Annotated in this window: 20 protein-coding genes; 3 read left to right on the plus strand and 17 right to left on the minus strand. The window is 54.9% G+C overall.

What is annotated here, in order from left to right; genetic code table 11:
- Positions 1 to 284: 284 nt before the first annotated feature.
- From BLS94_RS04170 to BLS94_RS04210, 9 genes are all read right to left on the minus strand, one after another.
- On the minus strand, positions 285 to 1,394 hold the full coding sequence (locus tag BLS94_RS04170; protein ID WP_090957897.1) for an ABC transporter permease: 1,110 nt from the start codon (positions 1,392 to 1,394) through the stop codon (positions 285 to 287).
- Positions 1,395 to 1,397: 3 nt separating this feature from the next.
- On the minus strand, positions 1,398 to 2,639 hold the full coding sequence (locus BLS94_RS04175) for an ABC transporter permease (RefSeq protein ID WP_090957898.1): 1,242 nt from the start codon (positions 2,637 to 2,639) through the stop codon (positions 1,398 to 1,400).
- A complete protein-coding gene (locus BLS94_RS04180; protein ID WP_090957899.1) occupies positions 2,636 to 4,450 on the minus strand; it encodes an ATP-binding cassette domain-containing protein in 1,815 nt (604 codons plus the stop codon). The genes BLS94_RS04175 and BLS94_RS04180 overlap by 4 nt, the downstream gene beginning before the upstream one ends.
- Positions 4,447 to 5,469: an HlyD family secretion protein gene (locus BLS94_RS04185; RefSeq protein WP_090957900.1), complete on the minus strand. Its 1,023-nt coding sequence runs from the start codon at positions 5,467 to 5,469 to the stop codon at positions 4,447 to 4,449. The genes BLS94_RS04180 and BLS94_RS04185 overlap by 4 nt, the downstream gene beginning before the upstream one ends.
- Before the next feature lie 114 nt (positions 5,470 to 5,583).
- Positions 5,584 to 6,000 (minus strand): hypothetical protein, encoded by a 417-nt coding sequence (locus tag BLS94_RS04190; RefSeq protein ID WP_090957901.1) that lies wholly within the window; start codon positions 5,998 to 6,000, stop codon positions 5,584 to 5,586.
- A gap of 15 nt (positions 6,001 to 6,015) precedes the next feature.
- Positions 6,016 to 6,876: a hypothetical protein gene (locus BLS94_RS04195; RefSeq protein ID WP_090957902.1), complete on the minus strand. Its 861-nt coding sequence runs from the start codon at positions 6,874 to 6,876 to the stop codon at positions 6,016 to 6,018.
- A 194-nt stretch (positions 6,877 to 7,070) separates the two neighbouring features.
- On the minus strand, positions 7,071 to 8,000 hold the full coding sequence (locus tag BLS94_RS04200; RefSeq protein WP_090957903.1) for a universal stress protein: 930 nt from the start codon (positions 7,998 to 8,000) through the stop codon (positions 7,071 to 7,073).
- A gap of 412 nt (positions 8,001 to 8,412) precedes the next feature.
- Complete coding sequence (locus tag BLS94_RS04205) at positions 8,413 to 9,243, minus strand: ankyrin repeat domain-containing protein (RefSeq protein WP_090957904.1); 831 nt, start codon at positions 9,241 to 9,243, stop codon at positions 8,413 to 8,415.
- A 26-nt stretch (positions 9,244 to 9,269) separates the two neighbouring features.
- Positions 9,270 to 9,863 carry an ankyrin repeat domain-containing protein gene (locus tag BLS94_RS04210; RefSeq protein WP_090957905.1) on the minus strand — a complete coding sequence of 198 codons (594 nt, stop codon included), beginning with the start codon at positions 9,861 to 9,863 and terminating at the stop codon, positions 9,270 to 9,272.
- Between the two features lie 570 nt (positions 9,864 to 10,433).
- On the opposite strand from BLS94_RS04210, the gene BLS94_RS04215 reads away from it, so the two are divergent.
- Complete coding sequence (locus BLS94_RS04215) at positions 10,434 to 10,742, plus strand: putative signal transducing protein (protein WP_090957906.1); 309 nt, start codon at positions 10,434 to 10,436, stop codon at positions 10,740 to 10,742.
- Positions 10,743 to 10,846: 104 nt separating this feature from the next.
- Here BLS94_RS04215 and BLS94_RS04220 read toward each other — a convergent pair whose 3' ends face one another.
- The 8 genes from BLS94_RS04220 to BLS94_RS04260 all read right to left on the minus strand — a co-directional run bounded on the left by BLS94_RS04220 (position 10,847) and on the right by BLS94_RS04260 (position 19,645).
- A complete protein-coding gene (locus tag BLS94_RS04220; protein ID WP_090958005.1) occupies positions 10,847 to 11,668 on the minus strand; it encodes an OBAP family protein in 822 nt (273 codons plus the stop codon).
- Between the two features lie 107 nt (positions 11,669 to 11,775).
- Entirely contained in the window at positions 11,776 to 13,989 is a 2,214-nt protein-coding gene (locus BLS94_RS04225) for a TonB-dependent receptor family protein (RefSeq protein WP_090958007.1), read from the minus strand.
- Between the two features lie 171 nt (positions 13,990 to 14,160).
- Positions 14,161 to 14,568 (minus strand): hypothetical protein, encoded by a 408-nt coding sequence (locus BLS94_RS04230; protein ID WP_090957907.1) that lies wholly within the window; start codon positions 14,566 to 14,568, stop codon positions 14,161 to 14,163.
- 279 nt (positions 14,569 to 14,847) lie between these two features.
- Positions 14,848 to 15,522: a hypothetical protein gene (locus BLS94_RS04235; protein ID WP_143021645.1), complete on the minus strand. Its 675-nt coding sequence runs from the start codon at positions 15,520 to 15,522 to the stop codon at positions 14,848 to 14,850.
- A gap of 158 nt (positions 15,523 to 15,680) precedes the next feature.
- Positions 15,681 to 16,334: a DNA oxidative demethylase AlkB gene (gene alkB / locus BLS94_RS04240; RefSeq protein WP_090957909.1), complete on the minus strand. Its 654-nt coding sequence runs from the start codon at positions 16,332 to 16,334 to the stop codon at positions 15,681 to 15,683.
- A gap of 13 nt (positions 16,335 to 16,347) precedes the next feature.
- Positions 16,348 to 17,037 carry a 2OG-Fe(II) oxygenase gene (locus tag BLS94_RS04245; RefSeq protein WP_256325282.1) on the minus strand — a complete coding sequence of 230 codons (690 nt, stop codon included), beginning with the start codon at positions 17,035 to 17,037 and terminating at the stop codon, positions 16,348 to 16,350.
- A gap of 56 nt (positions 17,038 to 17,093) precedes the next feature.
- Positions 17,094 to 18,197, minus strand: coding sequence for a bifunctional DNA-binding transcriptional regulator/O6-methylguanine-DNA methyltransferase Ada (gene ada, locus BLS94_RS04250; RefSeq protein ID WP_090957911.1), 1,104 nt, complete (start codon positions 18,195 to 18,197; stop codon positions 17,094 to 17,096).
- A 434-nt stretch (positions 18,198 to 18,631) separates the two neighbouring features.
- Positions 18,632 to 19,645 carry an NADPH-dependent aldehyde reductase Ahr gene (locus BLS94_RS04260; protein ID WP_090957913.1) on the minus strand — a complete coding sequence of 338 codons (1,014 nt, stop codon included), beginning with the start codon at positions 19,643 to 19,645 and terminating at the stop codon, positions 18,632 to 18,634.
- Between the two features lie 459 nt (positions 19,646 to 20,104).
- On the opposite strand from BLS94_RS04260, the gene BLS94_RS04270 reads away from it, so the two are divergent.
- Together BLS94_RS04270 and BLS94_RS04275 are read left to right on the plus strand one after the other, a co-directional pair.
- Entirely contained in the window at positions 20,105 to 20,794 is a 690-nt protein-coding gene (locus tag BLS94_RS04270; protein WP_090958009.1) for a DNA-3-methyladenine glycosylase family protein, read from the plus strand.
- Between the two features lie 273 nt (positions 20,795 to 21,067).
- On the plus strand, positions 21,068 to 22,540 hold the full coding sequence (locus BLS94_RS04275; RefSeq protein WP_090957915.1) for an amino acid permease: 1,473 nt from the start codon (positions 21,068 to 21,070) through the stop codon (positions 22,538 to 22,540).
- Positions 22,541 to 22,635: the final 95 nt, after the last annotated feature.

Raw genomic sequence — 22,635 nt, forward strand, 5'->3', positions numbered from 1 at the left:
CGAGGCTGACATTGCTGCTTCACTGTATCGGCTTCTAAGTTCTTTATAGGTTAGAAAATAGAAAAGGCAAGAATGAGATTCAACAAAACGACCAGGGCACAGAGGGCCTGCCGAGATTGCCGTTACACCGGCAATTACTCTTATTCACCCGGCGGCAGCGGTGCGTGTTCAGCTTTAAAGACGAAATTCGCTATAAGTACGAGGACATAAAGTATGGCTTGCAGACCGATAGAATGCCGGGATAGAACTGACGCAGACTTCCTCCGCAACTTTTTGCAAGTCCCTTACAAAAGACGATTACGGAACAACCAGGCAGCCAGCGGTAGTGTGATAGCAGATATGATCAGCAGGGGAATCAGGTCATGGACGACTGTCAGCAACCCGACCCCCTCCAGGTAAACGCGCTGCGCCAGATCTATCGCGAAGCGCAACGGATTGATCAGCGTAGCGGTCTGCAAGAATTGCGGCATGTTGCGCACCGGCGTAGCCAGTCCGGAAAGCAGTACCAGCGGCATGATCAGCATGAAAGTGTAAAGCATGGCCTGCTGCATGTTAGCCGAAACCGCCGAGATCGACAGTCCCATGCCGACGCTGGCAATCGTGAACAGGCCCAGCCCTGCGTAGAGTGTCACCAGTGAGCCTGCCATTGGTATATTGAACCAGAACAGCGCTACCGCTAGCACGATGGTGGATTGCGTCAAGCCGATCATGACGATTGGAACGGCCTTGCCGATCATGACTTCCGTCGGCGAAAACGGCGTCACCAGTAACTGGTCAAAAGTGCCATTTTCGCGCTCACGAGCAACAGACAACGCAGACAGCATCAGCGTCTGTATCATGCTCAACGAGGCTATCAGACCGGGCAGGATATTCCAGCGGGTCTCGAGATTCGGATTGTACCAGGCACGTGGCTCGACGGTAAGCGGCGGCCCGGTCCCGCCGCGCAGCATCGCGTTGAACGAATCGATGACTGCACCGACATAGATCGCGGCGGAGCCGGCCGTATTCGAATTGCGTGCGTCGAGGATCAATTGTACCGGCGCGAATTCGCCTGCATTCAGTTGTTGCTCAAACCTTGGCCCGAACTGGATCACGATCAGTGCATCTCCGCTGTCGATTACTCGTGCGATATCGGCCTGCGTCTGAAGCATTGCGACGCGATGAAATACGCCGGTACCATCCAAATGAGCGATCAATTCGGTTGATGCAGAGCCACGGCTTTGGTCCAGCAAGGCATAAGGTACATTGGTCAGGTCATAGGTAGCCGCATAACCGAAAAGAAAACTTTCTATCAATGACGGAACGACGAGGATGACTCGATTGGCGGGATCCTTGAAAATAGCCAGTAACTCTTTCCGGCACAGGCTGGCGATACGGCGCAGGAAATTCAGCATTTATCAATCCAGCTTCTTGCGGGTAACGGCCCGTGCCAGTCCCAGCAGCACCACGGCATAACCCGCCAGGATGGCGCAGTTCTTGAAAATCATCGGCCATATGTTGCCCGCCAGGAACAAAGTCCTGATCAGTTCCATGAAATACGTAGCCGGCAGTGCGTTGCCGACAAGGTGGATGACAGCCGGTACATTACGCAAGTCGAAAAAAAAGCCCGATAGCATCAGCGCCGGCATAAAACTGGTGATAATTGCGAGCTGGCTGGCCAGGAACTGGTTCCGGGTGACCGAAGAAATCAGCAGGCCCAGGCCCAATGCCACCAGCAGATAAAGCATCGAACTGCCAAGCACTATCAGCAGCGAACCGTACATGGGCACCTCGAACAGGAAGCGCGCGGCGAGCAAACACATGCCCAGGCCAAGCATTCCGACTATAAAGTACGGAATGATCTTCGCCAGCAGTATCTCGGTGGGTCGTACCGGGGAGACAAACAATGCTTCCAGTGTGCCGCGTTCCCATTCCCGTGCCATTACCATCGCCGTGAGGAAGGCGCCGACCAGGGTCATGATCAGCACGATCAACCCAGGTACAAGATACCAGGTGCTGGTATTGGCGGCGTTGAACCACATCCGTTGAATCAGTGTGACCGATCCCGCCGGGGCGGCGATGTCTACGCCCGCCCCTGCTACCATTCCACGATCGCTCTGACGTTGCGCCCATTGACCCAGTGCACCGCTGACATAGCTGCGTATGATAAGTGCACGACTGGCGTCGGAACCATGCAACAGCAATTGCACTTGCGCGTTCCCGGCCGCCAGACGGCGCGAAAAATCGCTCTGTACCTGCACGATGGCATCCACCTCGCGCGCCAGCATCAGGCGCTCCGCGTCATGCATGGAGGTAACCACTACCGGCGAGATATATGCGGAGAGCTCCAGGCCCGCGATGACATCAGCCGCCACGGGCGAAGGATCTTCCAGCACTACCGCCACTTTGGCATCCCTGACATCGAGTGAAAGCCCATAGCCAAAAATCAGGATCAATACGAGAGGCAGGCCGATACCAATAATCAGGTTGCTACGGTCACGCAGTAGCTGGCGAATTTCCTTGCGGGTCAGGGAGATCAGGCGCGACCGGAACCCCCTGATACCTTTATGTTCCTCGTACCCATTATCCGCTTTATCCACCTTGTCCGATTTCTCCGCGGGAGGCCCCTTGCTGCCTGGCTCTGTTCCGGCTTCGTTCATGGGTTAGCCTCCCCGGCAGGACTTTCATTGTTTTTCCGCCGCTCCTGCTCGACAATGCGGATGAAGGCCTCTTCCATATTCAATCGGGCGCCCTCTCCACCCGCTTGCATCCGTACCTCCTGGGGCGTGCCGAGCGCCAGCAGTCTGCCGGCATCCTGAATGACAATACGGTCGCAGTACTCGGCCTCTTCCATGAAGTGAGTCGTAATGATAATCGTCGTGCCCACCTCCGACAGCGCAGTGATACGCCGCCAGAATTCCCGGCGCTTAAGCGGATCGGTGCCACTGGTGGGCTCGTCAAGGAACAGGATCTCGGGCTCGTGCAACAGGCCGACGGCCATGGCCAGGCGTTGCTTGAATCCACCCGGTAATTGCCCGCTCGGCGACTTCTCCCTGCCCTCGAGGTCAAACTGCTGCATAACGGTATCGATGCGCTCGCGCAAGCGCTTGCCATACAATCCATATGCGCTACCGAAAAACTCCAGGTTTTCCATTACCGAGAGATCGCCGTAAAGCGCGAATTTCTGCGACATATATCCTATCCTGCGGCGCGCTACCGCGCGAGCACGCAGAAGATTGAAGCCGGCGACCTGAAGAAAACCGCTGGTAGCCGGCAGTAGGCCGCAAAGCATCCGGAAGGTCGTAGTCTTACCTGCGCCGTTGGGGCCTAGCAGGCCAAAAATTTCACCTTGCCGAACCGAGAATGAGAGATGGTCCACTGCGGTAAAATCGCCGAACTTGCGCACAAGGTCACGCACCTCGATGACAACTTCATCCGGCTCGCGTTTAGCGTTATCTTCCCCGTTACCTCCGTTTTTCGTCCCGCCGGCGGCTTTCGATATCGCTGTATCCATAGGGGCGACATCGTGCCGTTCGCGCAGCAGCACCATAAACCCGTCTTCCACCCGTGCTTCGACCGCGGTGGCCGGAATACCGCCAAGCAAGCTGTCCAGGCGCTGTGGGTCCACCTCGGCCCGGCGAATGAAGCGCACAGATCCACCGTAAGGAACCGCATCAATGATGCAGTCGGCGTCATCCAGCAAGCGCGCCTGGAGGATACGCGAAGGTTGACCTTGCGGCGGTGTAACGATGAAGCACAGGTTGCGCGCATGTTGGCGAATTTCTTCCGGGGTGCCTTCAGCCAGCAGCTTGCCTTCCTGAAGAACGAAAACCCGGGCGCAGTGCTCGGCTTCATCCAGATAAGCAGTGGTAACCAGTACCGTCAACTGCTCGTCGTCAATCATTTGCTGAACTATCTCCCAGAGCTCCCGGCGCGACAATGGGTCGACACCCACCGTCGGCTCGTCGAGCAACAGCAACTCGGGCGAGCGCACGAGAGTACAGGCCAGGCCCAGCTTCTGCTTCATGCCCCCGGAAAGCTTGCCTGCCGGGCGCGCGGTGAAGCGTGCGAGATCGGTCATCTTTAGGAGCCTTGCGTAGCGTTTCCGCCGCATTGCTTGCGGCACACCATGCAGGTCGGCGTAGAGGTCGAGGTTTTCCTGCACGCTGAGATCTTCATACAGGCCGAAGCGCTGCGGCATGTAGCTGATGCGGTCCTGTACCGCCTGCGGATCGGCTGCTACATCAATGCCCAGTACGTCGAGTCGACCTTCATCGGCCGTCATCAGCCCGGCTATCATCCGCAGCAAGGTGGTCTTGCCTGCACCATCGGGACCAACCAGGGCAGTGAGCGAACCCATCTGCACTTCAAGCGAAACATCAGCGACAGCTTGAGTCGATTTCCCCGTTTCCTTGACCAAAAAACGTTTATGGACGCGGTTCGCGATCAACGCGACTGCCGGGCCGCTCATCGATGCGCCGTTCCAGCGAGGCTTTTGGCGTCTTGCAAGGGGATGAACACCGTCGCTGGCATGCCCAGGCGCAGACGATCGCTGACATCTTCGACAAAGACACGTACTTCATAGACCAGGCTGGTGCGCAGTTCTTCGGTCTGCACAATTTTAGGGGTAAACTCAGCGACCGAGGAGATATAGCCGACGCGGCCCGGAATCGACTGATCGGGATGGCTATCGGTGACCACGCGCGCACTCATGCCGGGTTTGATGCGGCCCAAATCCACTTCCGACACGTAGGCGCGCACCCATTTCGGGTCGGTAATCGCCAGCGTATAAACCGGACGTTGCGGTGAAGCCATATCGCCCGGTTCCAGCAAGCGCGACCGCACGACGGCATCGATGGGGGACTTCAATTCGTACAGGCTGAGCTGATGCTTGAGCAAAGCCAGCTCAGCCTGCGAAACGTTCAATTGTGCCTCGGCCTGGGCGATGTCCTCCTTGCGCGGACCGATCACGGCCAATTGCAGCGCCTTTTGGTTGTTTTCCAGCTGCGCCTCGGCCACGCGCTGGCGCGAACGCGCACTGTCCAAATCCTGTTGGCTGACCGCCTCACCGGAAGTCTGCTCGATATTTTGCAAACGCTTGAGGAGCTGTGCGGCGAGATCCGCGTCGGCGCGAGCAGCAGCGACCTCAGCCTTGGCCTGAGCCACCTCTTCGGGGCGTGTTCCGTTCCGCAGCCGTAACAAGGCCTGCTCCTGTACGTTGATCTGTGCCTCGGCCTGAGCGATTTGCAGCCTCAGGGTACGGGTGTCGAGCGTGGCCAGGACTTGTCCGGTCTCCACCCGATCGCCTTCCTGCACGCGCATATCGGCGATCCGTTCGCTCCCGTTGAAAGCTAGCGAGACCTGGCGAATATCGACATTACCGAAGAGCACCAGCGTATCCTTGTCGCCTGCGTGCCGGGAGAAATACCAGCCTCCCACCACCGCGACAATAATGGCAAGCACAGCCACCAGGATAAACCTTTTTTTCATGAGCGCATGGTCAGTTTACCCATAGCAGTACTCAAATTCAGATCGACCTACACAGCCCGGTACCAGCCACAAGAAGCTACAAGAAGCCGGAACATCATTGCGCTGAAGGCGTCATCAAACCGGATCATCAGGCCTGATAATGGCTTCAGCGGCATCTTCCAACGCCACTATCCCGGCGGGAATCGACGCCACGTTGCCGGATGAAATTGCGCCGGCCAGCAGGACCAGCGCTGAAGCGAGGTCGAGCACCTGCTTGAAGCTTGCGATATGCTGAATCGCAGACTTGGCGCTCTCTACGTTGGACTGCAGGCGTGCAACAGGAACCTTGCTTTCCGCCAGGACAAAGCTGACGGCGCTGGTGTAGATGCTTGAGGCTGTGTTTAGAAGCGTAATCTCCCGCTCATCGAGCTCATCCCATTGGACTTTGCTCAGACCGGCACGGTTTTTAAAACGCCAATCTCCAAGCGCAATCGCAGCGTCGCGAAACTGGTTACCTAGCTCGAAAGCCTCATTTTCTGAAAGCTTGTCCATGGCTTTATTCTCTGTTCACCGTGAAACATCTAGTAAATCGCGATACCCCGCCCGCAGCGCGTCGACATATGGTTTGAATTGTCGTTCCAGCTCTTCATCGCCAAGGCTATCCCGGTGATCAAATAAATACTGGTGGCCTTGTGCGATTTTCTCCAATATAACGTCATAACGTTGGGCAGCGCGGAGCCGATCATCCACACGACGGAGTGCTTCTACCCTGGCCTCATTTGCCAATGCCATTGCAACGGGTTCCTGGGGATTATTTGGCGCGAGTATGAAGTTATCATAATACCTTCCCACTAGCGCGGATTCGACCTGCAAATCGGCGGCCATGCCCTTCACGACAATCTTGCGGGTCGCCTTGATCACGTCCTGAAGCGGCTTATTGGCATCGCGAATCAGTCTCCTGATTTCATGCTCCCGGTATGCGGCCGTAACAGTGCGCGCAAGAAGGGTCGATAGCGCGCCAACCGCGTCCTTCTCGTCATCGCTGAGTAGCGTCACTTTGTTGAGGCGTTCGCTGAGGTCATCAAGAGATTTGTCATAGGTCCGAATTTCGCCGGCGGCAAGACCGCCAAGGCCCTGCATGTAATCCGCCACGGTTTGCTGGAGCACATCGAGACCGGCTCGCTGCGCTTCCCGGCGCATCTTCTGTGCTTCCAGCTCGCTATGAAATTTCTGCGGCTGATATTGCTTGCGCCTTTCGAGTGCTCCGATATAGTCCCTTGTAAGCGCATCATGGGTGGCAGCACTCGACGAAAGCGACGCGAATGCTTTTATTTCCTTGAAATTAGCGCATCCGGACACAACCGTCATCAAGAAGATCACAGTTAACGCCAACCGGAAGAGCGCGGTTATTCCAAGAGCACGAACCATATGTTATTTCCTGTAGCGCTATGTAAATAACTGATGTTCTTTAAACGGGAGTATCACGGAAATTGAGATGCCAACTCCATTTTCCGGCTCATTTTATTGTAGTCGGAAAAGGACAGCGTTGCTTATTGCTGGGTTTGGGGACACTGGGAGTTCGGAGACACCAGGAAGACCTGGCTGAATCCCTTTCCGCTAAGCTACGCCAACTGGACCGGCCCGGTCACAATCAGCACATCGCAAAAACATTGCTCGATGACATGGCGTGAGACGCTTCCCAGCAGCAACTCCTCGAAACGGGATCGCCCATGTTTTCCCATCACGATCAAATCCGCCTTTATAGACTTTGCGTGGTCGTAAATGACGTGTCCGGGATGACCGAAAGCGACTGTCCGGAACAAAGCGTGACGGCCGGGCCGATGATCAGCCTCGCGGCCAGTTTGAAGGCCCACTATAAACTCGTTTAAATCGAGACGCGCATCTTCCGCAGCTTTGACATGGTAATCGTGGATAGTGTCATGAGCAGCATTCAGGTACTGCATTTGCTCTTCCAGCACGACATCGAACACGTGCAGGAAAGTTATGTGCGCATCCGGTGCGATTTCCAGCGCCATTTGCGCCGCACGTCTCGAATTCTCAGAAAAGTCTACTGGAACCAGTACCCGGCGATAGGGCTCTGTGGTCTGGTTCTTTACCAGTAATAAGGGCGTTTTACTCATGCGGGCCAATTTATCGGCGGTGTTGCCGAGAAAAAGGTCAGTAAAAAAATTGCCACCGTGCGCGCCTATAACCGTTAACTTCGCAGCCAATTCATCTGCTCTGGCAACGATTTCCTCCTCGGGGCGCCCAAACTTGACGGTAGGGGCACAGCGAACGCCATAATTGTCCTGCAACAGATTGCAGATAAGCCGTAACTCGCGCATAACGCGCTCGACCAAGGCGGCCTCGGCCGTTGCGGGCGTTTTCTTTAGGACAAGGCCCAGCGCGTTCGGTAATCCGCTTTCCTTGACATTCAACAGCTCAACCGAATTCCAGTTCAGGCTGGCGCATAGCATCGCGGCGCGTGTCCCGGCACGCCCGGCAAACTCGGACAGGTCGGTTGCCACAAGAATTGTTCTGATATTCTGCACGTCGTCTCCTCAATAGGAGTTGAAGTCCCGGCATCGCTTGCCTGCCCTGAAACTCCGCCATGTTTTAATAAAGCACATTGACGATTCCAGGAATACCGCCCCCGTCTCGCTGACAAATGGGCTCATACGCGATGAATTCCACAGAATTCGATGTGCTTGACGAGAGCGCCCGCTGTTCGGTGAATCCCGGGATTGGAGAGACGAGCATATCAAATAACGGAGTCGCGTGGCGGCGCTTTGAGATGATGCACGTTGGGATGATGCATTAATAAGACGTCCTGCGGGACCTCTCGCAAACGAGCGAATTCCCTCGGGCTGAGATGTTGCCGTATAGAAGTAATTTATCCGAGAAGCAATTCCTCTGCTTCAGGAAGTCGTGACCAGCCCGGCTATGCGGCAAAACTTCCGGGTTTCATTTTTTGGCGCCAGCCTCTTCGAGGAGTTGCACTATTTCCTGGTGGCCATTTTGCATCGCTATCTTCAGCGCCGTGGCACCGGCATTCGACTTGGCATGCAAGTTGGCGCCTGCGTCTAGCAGCGCACGTGCCACGTTCTGACGGCCGTCCTGCGATGCCATCATCAGCGCGGTGAAGCCATCTTTTGATTTGGCATTTACATCCGCGCCGGCGGCAAGCAGCACATATACCACTTCCTGCCGGCCATCCTTCGCCGCCGCCATCAAGGCAGTAATGCCGCCCTTCGATTTGATGTTCGCATTGGCCCCGGCCTCCAGCAACTCATGCACCACCAACTGGTGGCCTTCTTTCGCTGCCGCCATCAGCGCCGTAACCCCATCAGTTGTCCTGGCATTGACATCAGGCTTGGCCGTAAGCAGTGCCTGCGTGACCTTATGGTGTCCCCTCTCCGACGCAAGTATCAAAGCGGTTACGCTATTGCCTGCATGAGCATTCACATCGGCCTTGGCGGCAAGCAGCTCATGCACCACCATCAGGTGACCTTCCTGCGCCGCCGCGATCAATGCGGCCACATCATTGTTCGTCCTCGCGTTCACATCGGCGTCGGCCGCGAGCAGCATCTGTACCACGTCCGGGTGATTCATTTCCGATGCCATCAGTAAAGCCGTGAGACCATCTTTTGTCCTGGCATTTACTTCAGCTCTTGCGGCAAGCAACGTCTGCACCACCATCTGGTGCCCATTCTGCGATGCCATAATCAAGGGTGTTGTGCCATTGTCCATGCCCGCATTGACGTTGGCTCCCGCAGCCAGCAGTTCCTGGACCACCCGATGGTGACCATTTTCAGACGCGATCAGCAGCGCGTGAGACCGTCACTCGTCCTGGCGTTCACATCGGCCCCGGCCGTGAGCAACTCTTGCACGACGATCCGGTATCCTTCCTGCGACGCCGCCATCAGCGGGGTGACGCCGTTGCCGGTGCTGGCGTTGACGTCGGCTTTGGCGTCAAGCAGTGCCTGTACAACTCGAGGAAACCCGCCCTCCGACGCTATCAAAAGCGCTGTCAAACCATCGTTTGCCTTGGCGTCCACATTGGCGCCCGCACCCAGAAGCGCCCGTACCACCTGCCGGTTGCCCACCGCCGCCGCTGCCATCAGTGAGGTGGCGCCGTTGGTCATGCTGGCATTCACATCGGCCTTCGCGGCAAGCAATTTCTGCACTACCGCAAGATGACCTGTGGTCGACGCCGCCATCAACGCTGTGGCGCCATCTCCCCTTCTGGCATCTACATCGGCTTTGGTTCCAAGAAGTGTTTTGACCTGGGGAAGATCGCCTCTTCTGGCCGCGACAAGCAGGTCACTGTCGGCCCATGCCGCTGCTGAAGCCCAGCACGAGCCCATTAAAGCTATCATCATGCCTAGAACACGCATTCTTCGCGATGCAATCATTCAGATCTCCTTGGTATGGTTTCATTACCTTGGCTTTTGTCCATAGACATCGGCAGCGAGAAGAAGAGCAGGAAAATCGATCACACGAGCCAGAGCTCCCAGGCGATATTCAATTACACCCTATCTCATCTTGGAAGTTCGAGCTTCCAGATACGTCACGACCGCCGCAATTCGCCCAGTTTATTGAGCCTGTAACGGCGATAAATAATTCTGCTATTACGCTTAAACCCGATTACAACCTATCTGAGCTGAAAAGCTCAGCAGCCGTTATATCATGGACGAACATTGGCTACTACCCCAACCGATTAGTGGATATTAGCGCTGATTTACAAGCCTGTAGTCCCTGTTTCCCGCAGAAGATGTCCGGATGAAAGGCCCATCTTTTACTGTCGCTTTCGCCGCTCTCCCCTGCTCGCTGTGAGCTTCTGTCACCGAACCGCGGTATTTTTTCTATGCTATGCTGATCAATAGCGCTCATGCGAGTCAATCTATCTGCGATGTCCCTGAAGAAAATTATTGCGGAGTATTTTTTGATAAGCTTGGCGAATAACCGTGTAGGAAATTTCGAATATGAAAAAACTCTGTACCGCCGCCAATCTCATGGAAGCGCAAATCAAGCTCGATCTCCTCGGGCACGCCAACATAGACGCACGGCTGTTTAATGAACATGCGCAGGGCGGCCTCGGAGACATCCCTTTTACCCATGCTTATCCAGAGGTTTGGGTGGTTGACGACAATGATCTTGCAAGAGGCCAGGTAATTGTCAGGGCTTTCGAAAAAACCCCGGTTGAAACACGTGTGGTTTTCTGCCGGGCGTGCACAGAGGAAAACCCTCGTAATTTTCAATTATGCTGGCGATGCGGAGCAGGGCTCGAATGAAGCCGGTGCCATGAAAGATATGATGATTGGAATAGCCGACTTGTATTGGCAGCTCGGGAATCCGGTAATAATTGCCGCGGAGACGGTAAAGCCGGGACCGCTGTCTAGTCAACCTTGCCAGCGCTCTTCCGATCCATGACTCCACGGATATCTTTGGTGGGCCGGGCAAGCTTTCCCTTGAGATCATCAACGCCTGATTGTGGCCTGGCGAACTGTTCCAGGTCTGCACGGCGTCTGCGCTCTTCTGAACTGTTCAGCTTCAGCTTCTTATCCCGCTTTTCGACCAAGCCAGGGATCGCTTCTCCATCGCGATTGAAAGACCAGCCAAGCATCGGCACACCCAATGGCATCTTATCGCCCGGGTTTCCTTCATAACCCGTATTCCAGACGTGCCAGGTTTTGCCATAGCTGTTCATCTTCCCCTTCATCAACTCTTTCTCCGCGGCTTTCGGAATACCCGGGGCAACAAGCTGCCCGGTAAGAATTTCACCATTGTGAGGATGCCAGTATTTCCTTTCGGCTTCAGGCAAGGCAGCAAAAAGCTTTTCGGAAATAATGTATTCGATGCCATTCAGGTTCGCTTCCTCCGTGTTGTCATCAAATAATACGCACTGTGCAAAATCCTCATTTACCTGATGACAGTAATGATGTGCCTCCATCTGGTCTTCCGGAGAATCCTTCATCGGATGAAAACCGACAAGATAGATGTCAAACGGTTTTAATGGAGACTTGCCTTGAAGAAGTTTTGCACCCAACTCCAGCGCCCGTGTTTTGGCCATCTTTTCCTCCCCGGCGGGTATCGTGTCAGGCAGCGAGCTTGCTTGCGCCATTTGCGTGAGGGAGCCTGCTGCAGAGGCAGTTGGTATTGCGGCGGGTAGTAAAGCAACACATAAAATAATGCGGAAATTTAAACGCAGCCCGTCCATATTATCTCCTTCATATCCCAATATCTCCTTCATATCCCAATTTTTTATTATAGGGATACTGCCGCACGTTTCGGTACGGTAGCGCACAAGGTATAAACAACCGCTGGCTAAAATGTGTACCTTGCGCTCATCCCCACTATTACGTTCCTCCCCGGCGCAGGTTCGTAAAAGCGGCTGTTCCCTTCGTTTACGATTACCGAGCCCACATATTGCGTATCGGTGATATTGTCCAACCGCAAGAATTCGCTGAGCTTCCAGCCGCCGATCTGATGCGAATAGGAGAACCGGATATTTGCGATGCCATATCGTTTAGCGGCTTCGGTATTGGTATCATTTGCGAAAACCTTGTCACGATAGATTGCTTCAGCTACTGCCGAGAAACCTGGCAAGCCACGGCGCCATGCCAACTCCATGTAAGCGGTATTGCGGGGCACGCCAGGCAGAAGGTTACCATTGGCTACGGTTGTGGAAAGCCCTCCCGGTCGGAGGTAGGTATATGAATCCTGGAATTCAGCATCGAGATAGGTATAAGATAAATAGGCGGAGAGATCAGCGCCAAAACGGGAGTCGGCTGAAAACTCGACACCACGGCGCCTCGTGTCAGCCGCATTCTGAAAAGTGGTTCGGCCTCCGGAATTCGTCGCAGGCAATATTTCACCGCTAACCAGCGTTTCAAAAAGTGCCAGATTGACGCGTGTATTGATCGTAGCCAGCCATTTAACCCCTGCTTCGACATTCCGGCTCTTGCTCGGCCGAAGCGCAAAATTGAGACCTGTTGCACCGTCCGGCCTGTAGGCAAGCTCGGCAAAAGTCGGTGTCTCAAAACCTTCCCCCCCGCTGACGTATAGATTGAGCGTGGGCGTGGCCTTATACAGCAGCCCCAGTATCGGAATAACATTGCGGAAAGTCAGGCTGCCGCTGTCATTAGTGTTATCAGACCGGATAAAAAAATCCTCCGACCTGAATTTCACTTCCGTATGGCGCACTCCAGCAGAAAGTATCCACGCTGGTGCAAACTGCCACTCGGCTTGCACATATTGGCTGAAGCTGGAAACCGTATCGTCCTCGTTGCGACGCATATCTCCGCGTACACCCAACGCCATCCCCGAGAAGTTCTCGAATCCCTTGCGCCTTTCTTTAGAAATCTCATAATCGATGCTCGCAGTGACCGTCAGAGGACGCTCCCTCCCGCTGCGATGCATCCATCTTAAACCGAGTCCGCCAAATTCGCGATCCAGGTCGACAACACCTCCCGAGCTCGTGGCCGGAATTTGCGCGCCGCGCGGGACGGCGAGAAACTGCTCAATTTGCCGGGTCCCCGTATAACCTATCAGCTTGATAGTGTTCGCGGAAGAAAATTTATGCGTATAGACGAGGCCCCCCTGGGTATTGTCGATGCTCTTGCGAGTATTGAAGGTAGTAGCGCTTATATCCGCCTGGCGCGGGTTAACGCTCACTTGAGAGCGCGTGAGCCCGAGCGGATCTTGCGTATTGCCCTGGTGCAGCTCGTTTGCTATCAGGGTGAGCGTGGCGTCCTGATTGACCCGATAGGTAAGCTTTGCACTCGCCTGGTAGCGCGTAGCGGCGCTGTGGTCGCGGTAACCGTCCGTCTGAAAACGCGAAATATCAACCATATAGTTGAACGGACCCGCTACCGCGCCTGCTGTACCTCCCGCACCTGTCCCACCCAGTGTGCCGCCAAGCTTGATTTCACCGCGCGTCGTGCCATAGCTGCCCCCCAGCAGCGTGCCGGATATCATGTGTTCCGCCGGACCATCTTCGGTGAATGCCTGTATCACGCCGCCGGAGGCATTGCCATAGATAGCAGAGAAGGGGCCGCGCAGCACTTCAATGCGCTTGGTCGAACCCAGGTTGATATTGGCAGCTTGACCTTGCCCGTCGGGCATGGAGGCAGGGATGTCGTCAACAATCATTCGTATGCCGCGAATGCCGAAAGTGGAGCGTGCGCCAAAACCCCGGCTTGATACCTGCAGGTCCTGGGCATAATTTTGGCGGTTTTGAATGACCAGGCCGGGAACACGAGAGAGCGCTTCAGAGAGATTGACGCGGGGCTGGGAGTCCTGGATCACCAACCCTTCCACCACGTCTATGGACATAGGCAACGAGAAACTCGATTGTTCTATGCGAGTACCCGTAATGACGACCGGATGGAGGGTGGATGGAGCCCTTGACGATGAGGCGCTTGGCTGGGCGACTGGCCGAACCGGCAGTTGAGTATCCGGCTCAGCATCCGGCTGTGCCAACAAGGAACCTGATACCGATGCCAGAATGAGCAATACGATTACCGCAGGAGTCGGCATCGGATTTAACTTCTTCAATGATTTTGACTTGTTGCCGATACATTCCAAAATGAAGAAGGTACAGACCAGGCTGTTCCCAATATTTTGAATTGTTCAGCTGTTGATTGAAGCGGGCATCGGCATAATCGACATATATAGCGTCCTTGCCGCCATGAGCCCAAAGACTTCCATTTAATACGTCAGGCTGCCAGGGGCTGCTCCGGGTGGAGGAGATAAAGAAGGAGAAGCGCTTTGGCTCTGCTCCACCTTCTGCTTTCCCGCCGCGACTTCTGCGTTTATCTTTTCCACTATCTCGTTTATCCGTCCCTGCCCTGCCGTTGCAGCTTGATTAATAGTTAGGCTGTCCGCATTTGCTTCCTTGATCATGCAGTCATGGTAGACCTGCATTTGTTTTTGCCAGGCGTTAATTGCACCGACACTTCGATTGAAAGCATCTGCGCTACTTGAGTCGATAACCGGTGTTTCCGGCATGACGCCGCATCCACTAGCGGACCAGCTCCCATTTTCCAGTACGCCCGCATTTGCCGTGAATGCGGCAGTGAGCGCAAAAAAAGCGACAAAGAGATTGACGTGATTCATGACATGCAGTCTCCGTATTGTTTGTGAAATGCGTTAATCCAACATGAATTTGAATGGTTGAATGGTTGGCGTTTAGTGTTCCTGCCGATAAGGTCGTGACCGCGTTTAACCGCAGCTCATCGTTGTTGATCCGGCAATTTTGGCATCGTACATCGTAGATACCGCTCGTGGATAACTGATAGCTGATTTCACACGGCTTCGTTTTGCACCGCTCAAGCCGAGTCCTTAATATAGACGATACCCTGACTGAGGTAAGCACCGGCGCAGCCCTTCGGGTCGCTAAAGGGTGCGGTTGACGGAGTTGTTCGTCGTCGACGGTTTGGGGCGCCAGAAATGGATCAAGCCGCCGGTAAGCCCGGCGATACCTAACACCAGAATCAGGAATCCCATCCCCATGCCTGTACCCGTATTTACAAAATCGCCCGCTCTTCTTACATCAAAGGGGATGCTGACCAGATTGGCAATATTGCCGCTGCCGTCATCGCCTATCAGCAGCACCTCGTACTTGGCAAGCGGTTCCAGGTTGACGGCAAGCGGGATGTTGCCGGATGTGTATGCTTGAGCAGGCATCGACACTACCTCACGTGCTTCCCCACCTTCTATTTTCACCAACCGTACGATCAGCGGCATTTCGCGAACCTCCGACACCAGTATATCCATCACCAGATTCAGCGGTCCTGCCGGTACGGGAGAGCAAAATGGAGGGTAAGAAGGATGATCGCCATCCGGTACCACGTAAGCATTGAAGCCGATCGGGAACGCGCCTGTTTCGATGACGCATGTGCCGCCGGTGAAGGCTTCTTTCTGTTTTGGCTGATTATCAGGACGATAAAGGCTCGCTGTACCGCCGGAGATAACCTCGCCCTGCTGCGCAAGGGCGGCCGGCTCGAATGACATCATGATGCCGAATGCCAAACCGAATGCCATCAATAAATTTCGTTCAGGCAGATTCACACTGTCTCTCTTTGTCTTCGTTTATATCGCGAGAACGCAACCGCCAACGGGCATCCCACATTTACCCTCAAAAACATATCGCGGAACCGGGCTCCAAGGAACTTTATGCTTGCTTTCGAATTCAATTAAGCCGGAAGTGCGCGATTTTCAGAAAACCTTCAGGCCGCTTTACGAAAGGTCAGGTTTATCCGGCACGCACCCGCTAGGGGATGATACCCATCCTTAAGCGGGAGCACGCCATGGTAATGCAGCCTCGCCGGTCCGCCCCATACCATCACGTCACCATGTGTTAATTGTACGCGCATCGGCTTATCCCCGCGCCGCAAGCCACCCCACAAAAACACAGCTGAAATCCCAAGCGACACGGAAACGATAGGCGCGTTGAAGTCTCGCTCGTTCTTGTCCTGATGCAACGATAGCCGCGCTCCCGGCTCGTAGCGATTGACAAGACATGCATCTGGCACGTAATTCGGGAAGCCGACACTTGCCGCGGCGTCTTGCGCCAGCTTCAGGAAGACATCAGGCATGGAAGGCCATGGCTTGCCGTTTTCAGGGTTTGCCCTATCATAGCGATAGCCGGTGCGATCCGTTACCCAACCAAAAGAACCACAATTCGTTATCGCGACAGACATTCGGAAACCGCCCGGCGTAACCATATGGCGAAATGGCGCAGCGGTTGTGATATTACTTAATTGTGCAAAAATGGCAGCTTCATCCCGTATCGCAAAACCACGCAGCACGGTTGCACCGGGGCATAACTCCTCCCGCTGGGCCTGGCGTTGCGTCACGCCTTCGAACAGGCTGAGTGTCATGTTTATTCCCTTCTCAAATTGCATCGTGAAAAATGATGCCCGCGGTGTGACGGCGGCCCGAGCTGATACGGCTGACGCCGTGGCGCAAGTTGACCCGATATACTCCCCGTGTGCCTTGCACAGGCCGTTGATGCACGGCAAAAGCCACCGCATCTCCCTGCCTCAAGGGCACGACCTCGGGGCGTGATTGCATACGCGGCCGCTGCTCGGTCAGCACGAATTCGCCGCCCGTGAAATCCCGTCCCGGCTCGGATAGCAATATCGTGATTTGGATCGGAAATACGTGCTCTCCGTACAAATCTTGGTGCAGGCAATTATAATCACCCGGCTCATATCGCAACAACAAAGGAGTCGGACGAAGCTGGCCCGCTTCGTGGCAGCGCTTGATGAAATCAGCGAGCTTCTCGGGGTAGCGCACCGCTATGCCCATTGCTTCGTTCCAACGACTGCCGATCGCTACCAGCTTCGGATATATGGAGGCGCGTAGTTCGAAAATGATACGGGGCAACGGATAGCTCAAATACTTGTATTCCCCGCGTCCGAAACCGTGACGCGCCATGACCACCCGGCTTCTGAAAATGTCATCCTGTGCATATAATCCAGCCAGTGCATCGCATTCTTCAGGAGAAACGAGCTGTTCAATTACCGCGCAGCCCTGCGCGTCCAGATCATTCGATATCCGCTTCCAATCAAACCCATCCACGCGGCATGCCGTATTCAGCCCAGAAGCAATACTCCGCAATTCGCTTGTCGGCCTATTCATGCCTGTACTTTCGACTTCGCCTTCACCTCCGCCTCGTTCTCAAGGAGGCTGCGCTTGCGCTCCACGCCCCAGCGGTAACCCGCAAGCGCTCCGTCGTTACGCACCACCCGATGACACGGAATCGCGACCGCCAGTTTGTTTGTCGCGCATGCCTGTGCGACGGCTCGCACCGATTTCGGCACCCCGATCCGCTTGGCGATATCGGTGTAACTTGCGGTTTGTCCCACTGGAATTTCGCGCAGCGCCTGCCACACCCGTTGCTGAAACGCGGTCCCGCGCACATCCAGCGGAAGATCCAGACCGATACCCGGCGCCTCGATAAAACCGACCACCTTTGCGATAAGTTCTTCAAAATCGGCATCACAGCCGATGAGGTTGGCATGCGAAAAACCATCCTGCAGGTCGTGTACCAGCCTAGCTGGATCATCACCCAGCAGAATCGCGCAAATGCCACAACTGCTTTGAGCAACCAATATCGATCCAAGTGAACATTCCCCTACGGCAAAGCGAATTTCGGTATCCGCGCCGCCAGCGCGATAGTTGCTCGGCGTCATTCCCAGCACTTTGCCTGATTTTTCATAGAAGCGGCTGCTGGAATTGTAGCCCGCGTCAAAAATGGCATCCGTCACTGCACCGCCACGGCCAAGTTCATCGCGTACCTTTTTCTCGCGCCGCGCGGCCGCATATTGCCTTGGCGTCAGCCCGGTCACTTGTTTGAACATGCGATGAAAGTGATAGGTGCTCATGCCAACCTGAGCTGCCAGCTTTTCCAAGGCTGGGGCCGTTTCCGATTCTTCGATAATACGGCAGGCCTGTGTAACTTTAGCTGCATATTGCTCAGCCCGAGGGGGCTTGTCCGGCTGGCAGCGTTTGCACGCCCTAAAACCTGCCTCCTCAGCTTCTTCACGTGTGGCGTAAAAACCGACGTTCTCGGGTCTCGCCGGACGAGCTGCGCATGAAGGACGGCAATACACGCCCGTGCTCGTGACGCCGTAATAAAATGTGCCATCCGCTTCGGTGCTACGCGCGATGACCGCAGCCCAACGGGGATCACTGACTGTTTCAGCGGCGAGCTGCGCCTTTTTCGTTAACGCGTTCATGTTGTGCTCCTGTCGACAATCGGATGATCTCGATAACGATTGGTAATTTACCGTGTCGATCACCCTGGCGCATCCCGAGTCTTGCTTTTGAATTCCATTTTACTCATCGTCCTGTCGACGGCTTTGACTACTTTGAGATGCATTGAATTGTCACTGTGGGCAAAAGCAATCCGAGAGCAAGATGTAAGATACAGGGCCATTGCAAAAGGGATACAGGAATGGGAAGGTCGCGAAGGAACTCCCGCTGGAGCAGGCGCTGACCCAAGGCTGCAGCAACTCGACCTGGTTCTCGGAGGGCAGTGTCAGAAATTCTGAATGTAGAGATCTGGTCTGGTTTAGGCAATCGCCTTCACCTATTGTTGCCGACAGCAAAAAAAAGTCAGACCAAAAAGGCCGCTGCGATATTTATATACTTGGCTTCTATCCCCATTTTCTTAATGAAAATCGGAATCGAGGACGATGCGATAGCGCGCTTTCCCAGCCGCAAGATGCTCGATCGCATCGTTCACTTTACTTAGTGGAAAGTGTTCGACTTGTGGCGCGATATCGTGCCGCGCGGCAAAATCCAGCATGGATGACATTATCGCGGGGGCGCCCGTCGGCGATCCGGAAACGCTTTTCTGGCCAAAGATCAGGTCAAATGCCGGAATGGGCATCGGTTCCAGCACAGCGCCCACGACATGCATGCGGCCATTCGGCTTCAATGTCTTTAGCAGCGCGCTCCAATCGAGCGGAATGTTGACGGTGACGAGCAGAAAATCAAGTGTATTGGCCGCCTTGAGAATATCGGCGCCGTCGCGGCTCGATACTATGCGATGCGTGCCCAGCTTCCGTAGCTCGTCAGCCTTCGACGAATTCGAGGTAAACGCCGTGACCTCGCAACCCCAGGCATTGGCAAATCGTATGGCCATATGACCGAGGCCGCCGATACCCACGACGCCCACTCGATCCGTTGGCTTGACGCCATAAATGACCAGTGGCGCAAATACCGTGACTCCCCCGCACAGCAGCGGACCGGCGGAAGAAATATCGAGCGCATCAGGCAAAGGAATTGCCCAGGCCCAATGCGAACGCACTCTTTCTGCGAAGCCTCCATGGTGCCCGATGATGGTCGCACCCGCTTCCGCACAAAGATTGTTGTTGCCGGTCATGCATTGGTGACAGTGCATGCAACTACTGCTATTCCAGCCCACGCCCACACGCTGGCTCATCCGTAAGCCTTTCGCATGTTGGCCCAACGCCACGACCCGGCCTACCGCTTCATGGCCCGGCACGACCGGATATTGGGATAGTCCCCAATCGTTATTCAAAATCGACAGATCAGAGTGGCAGAGGCCACAATACTCGACAGCGATCTCCACTTCTTCCGGACCCAAAGGACCGGGATTGTATGAAAATGGCTCCAGCTTCTGTTTTGCACCGTGCGCGGCCCATCCACGAATATCCATTGATTGCTCTCCTCGGTTGAATTCCTGCATCAGCGGTTCTATTCATGCTGCCTGGCGATAATGCTTTTTAGCCGCTGCGTGTGCATCAGATACTATTGCTTTTCGTTTCCAGCAAGAATAAACCACCGATACCGTACTGTCCAATTGGATCGATCCATGTCGAGTCAAAATCCCCGCATTTCGCCCCTTCAAAATCTTCGGCAATATAGTTCTTATACTGATAGCGCCGGCGATCACTTATACCGCAGTGCTCACACTCGGGAACCGGCCCCGGCATTAACGTGCAGCGTTACCCTGTTGCAACTTGTCCAGCATCAGCGAGGCGCCGTGAACGAACCAAACGGCAGCTCGAGGAAAACGCTATCATTCCAATTTCTCCTTATCCCAGTACAGTGGCTATTGCGCTGGGCTGCGGAGAAGCAACGATGCGATTCGGAAGTCAGGCAAAAGATCGGACAAATGGCAAACACAGCAACAAAGGGCGCGAGTTCTCCGGTAGACATATATCGCCTTGCCACCAGTCATCTCTCTCTCATTGATGAGGACTGGTCACGATTGATAAAATCGGTGGGGCCATGCATGCATCAGCCAGAACCAGCGCGCGAGCCTTATGAAGCACTGGTGAGAGCGGTTGCATACCAGCAATTGCACGCTCGGGCGGCGGATGCCATTATCGGCAGATTTCTGGGTTTGTACCCCGACGACGCATTTCCCCACCCGACCCAAATACTGGCGTCCAAATTTGAAGATCTTCGTTCGTGCGGTTTTTCGACACGCAAGATCAGCACGATAAGAAGTATTGCTGAGGGCGCATTGAGCGGTCTTGTGCCGACTCGCGATATCGCAGGCGAAATGTCCAACGATGAACTCGTTGCCCGCCTGGTAGCGCTTCCGGGTATTGGCCGCTGGACGGTTGAAATGCTGCTCATCTACACGCTCGACCGTATCGATGTGTTGCCCGCAGATGATTTTGGTGTACGCGAGGGCTACCGGTTCCTGAAAACTCTTGATACTATTCCCGGTCGCAAAACGATGGAAACAGCCGGCATGCCATGCAGCCCGTATCGAACGGTAGCATCATGGTATCTATGGCGCATCCCGTCGCTGCCTGGCTATACAAAAATGAAGAAGAGGATCAAGAAGGGGTAGCGAGCCTGTATATCCGGCAATTTGCCGGATTAAGGCGGTTAATGCCGATTTCTGGCTGCACTTCAGGCAATTTTCGCGATTCCAAGGCAGCATTTCCATCGCGCCGCGCTCCGCTGGTTTAGAATGCGCCTTGCGAAAACTCCCACTGGACCTGAGGAACCGCTGAGTACGTCTCCGGCGGAGCACCACGCGCTTGCCGATGGCTTATTAAACCCTCGTTGACTTCAGAGCGCGAGCAAATTCGTTTTGCTCCCTTTTTAACCGGAGAAACAGATGCTGTTTGAGCGCGTCAAGTCCCTGGATCATATACTTGAGTCAGCACGCACAAGGGGACTCAAGCGCCAGCTTGGGGCCTTCGACCTTACCATGCTGGGTATCGGCGCCATTATCGGCACCGGCATTTTCGTGCTGACATCGGTTGCTGCGGACAAAGCCGGACCAGGCATGATGTTTTCGTTTGTCATCGCCGGTTTTGTCTGCGCACTGGCAGCGCTTGTGTATTCCGAGATTGCAGCGATGGTACCGGTTGCGGGGTCCGCATATACCTATTCCTATGCGGTATTTGGAGAGTTGGCGGCATGGATGGTGGGTTGGGCGCTTATTCTGGAATATGCGGTAGCAGCCGCCGCGGTTGCCGTCGGGTGGTCCGGCTATATCAATGGCTTCCTTCATGAGATAGGGTATGGGCTGCCCCTGGCTTTGACTGCGGGGCCTTACGATTTTATTGTTCTTACTGAGACCGAAACAGGCACAACAGCGGGCACAACCACCGCAGGCGGTTTCAATCTACTGGCGTTCCTGATCTCGCTTTTCGTAACACTTCTTCTAATCATAGGTACTTCAAAGAGTGCCAGATTCACGGCTATTCTTGTCATCGTAAAAATAGTCGCGCTCTCGGCCTTTATCATTCTCGCCCTGCCCGCCGTCAATGCCGCCAACTTTGAGCCTATGCTGCCCAAAGGCTGGGGTACGCCGCTTTCGGGTGTGGGCGTGCTTGGCGCCGCCGCGTCCATCTTTTTTGCCTATATCGGGTTTGATGCCGTCTCGACGGCGGCGGAAGAAACCACCAATCCTAACCGTAACGTACCTATTGGGCTCATTGGTTCATTGACGATATGTACTGTTTTTTACCTGATTGTCGCGTATGCCGCAGTGGGCGCTGTCGGTGCCCAGCCAGGTGCCGAGCTATCCTTATCCAAGGAACCCCTGGCTTTTGTGTTACGTGAGGTGGGTTACCCGGCGGTCGGCAATTGGGTAGCTTCTGCCGCTATCGTCGCCCTGCCCTCTGTGGTGCTGATGATGATTTATGGGCAAACCCGCGTTCTGTTTACGATGTCGCACGATGGGCTTATGCCGAAGTTCTTTTCCCATGTGCATAAGCGTTTTCATACCCCACATGTCGTCACCCTGGTTACAGGTATCGCCGTAGCCTTCTTCGCTGCGATGTTCCCGGTCGGAATGCTGGCCGATGTCTCGAATTCCGGCACCCTCTTCGCATTTTTCATGGTGGCGCTGGGCGTGATGATTCTGCGCCGCCGCGAACCTGACCGGCACAGGCCGTTCAAAACGCCGATGATCTGGATTGTCGGCCCTTTGGCCATGGCAGGATGCGCGCTGCTATTCATCAGCCTGGGCTGGAATACGATAAGATTGTTTCTGTACTGGGCCTTGACCGGCCTCATCGTTTATTTCGCTTATGCCCGTAAGCATAGTCATTTGGGAAAACAGCAGACGGGTAGTGGTTGATGCGAGTATATCCGCCTCAACCAACTTGGCTGTCTATTCGTCGGCAACTGCATTTCTCTACGTGGACGCAACCCTCTCATGCGGCCTGAATCCCG

The sequence above is a fragment of the Nitrosospira sp. Nsp18 genome, assembly GCF_900103145.1.
Classification (GTDB): domain Bacteria; phylum Pseudomonadota; class Gammaproteobacteria; order Burkholderiales; family Nitrosomonadaceae; genus Nitrosospira.

Bases quoted from the DNA above. Each gene is read 5' to 3' on its own strand.
- BLS94_RS04190 (WP_090957901.1), bottom strand. From the start codon at position 6,000: ATGGACAAGCTTTCAGAAAATGAGGCTTTCGAGCTAGGTAACCAGTTT.
- BLS94_RS04275 (WP_090957915.1), top strand. From the start codon at position 21,068: ATGCTGTTTGAGCGCGTCAAGTCCCTGGATCATATACTTGAGTCAGCA.
- BLS94_RS04260 (WP_090957913.1), bottom strand. From the start codon at position 19,645: ATGGATATTCGTGGATGGGCCGCGCACGGTGCAAAACAGAAGCTGGAG.
- ada (WP_090957911.1), bottom strand. From the start codon at position 18,197: ATGAACGCGTTAACGAAAAAGGCGCAGCTCGCCGCTGAAACAGTCAGT.
- alkB (WP_090957909.1), bottom strand. From the start codon at position 16,334: ATGACACTCAGCCTGTTCGAAGGCGTGACGCAACGCCAGGCCCAGCGG.
- BLS94_RS04180 (WP_090957899.1), bottom strand. From the start codon at position 4,450: ATGAGCGGCCCGGCAGTCGCGTTGATCGCGAACCGCGTCCATAAACGT.
- BLS94_RS04210 (WP_090957905.1), bottom strand. From the start codon at position 9,863: ATGATTGCATCGCGAAGAATGCGTGTTCTAGGCATGATGATAGCTTTA.
- BLS94_RS04170 (WP_090957897.1), bottom strand. From the start codon at position 1,394: ATGCTGAATTTCCTGCGCCGTATCGCCAGCCTGTGCCGGAAAGAGTTA.
- BLS94_RS04175 (WP_090957898.1), bottom strand. From the start codon at position 2,639: ATGAACGAAGCCGGAACAGAGCCAGGCAGCAAGGGGCCTCCCGCGGAG.
- BLS94_RS04220 (WP_090958005.1), bottom strand. From the start codon at position 11,668: ATGGACGGGCTGCGTTTAAATTTCCGCATTATTTTATGTGTTGCTTTA.
- BLS94_RS04215 (WP_090957906.1), top strand. From the start codon at position 10,434: ATGAAAAAACTCTGTACCGCCGCCAATCTCATGGAAGCGCAAATCAAG.
- BLS94_RS04195 (WP_090957902.1), bottom strand. From the start codon at position 6,876: ATGGTTCGTGCTCTTGGAATAACCGCGCTCTTCCGGTTGGCGTTAACT.
- BLS94_RS04185 (WP_090957900.1), bottom strand. From the start codon at position 5,469: ATGAAAAAAAGGTTTATCCTGGTGGCTGTGCTTGCCATTATTGTCGCG.
- BLS94_RS04270 (WP_090958009.1), top strand. From the start codon at position 20,105: ATGGCAAACACAGCAACAAAGGGCGCGAGTTCTCCGGTAGACATATAT.
- BLS94_RS04230 (WP_090957907.1), bottom strand. From the start codon at position 14,568: ATGAATCACGTCAATCTCTTTGTCGCTTTTTTTGCGCTCACTGCCGCA.
- BLS94_RS04225 (WP_090958007.1), bottom strand. From the start codon at position 13,989: ATGCCGACTCCTGCGGTAATCGTATTGCTCATTCTGGCATCGGTATCA.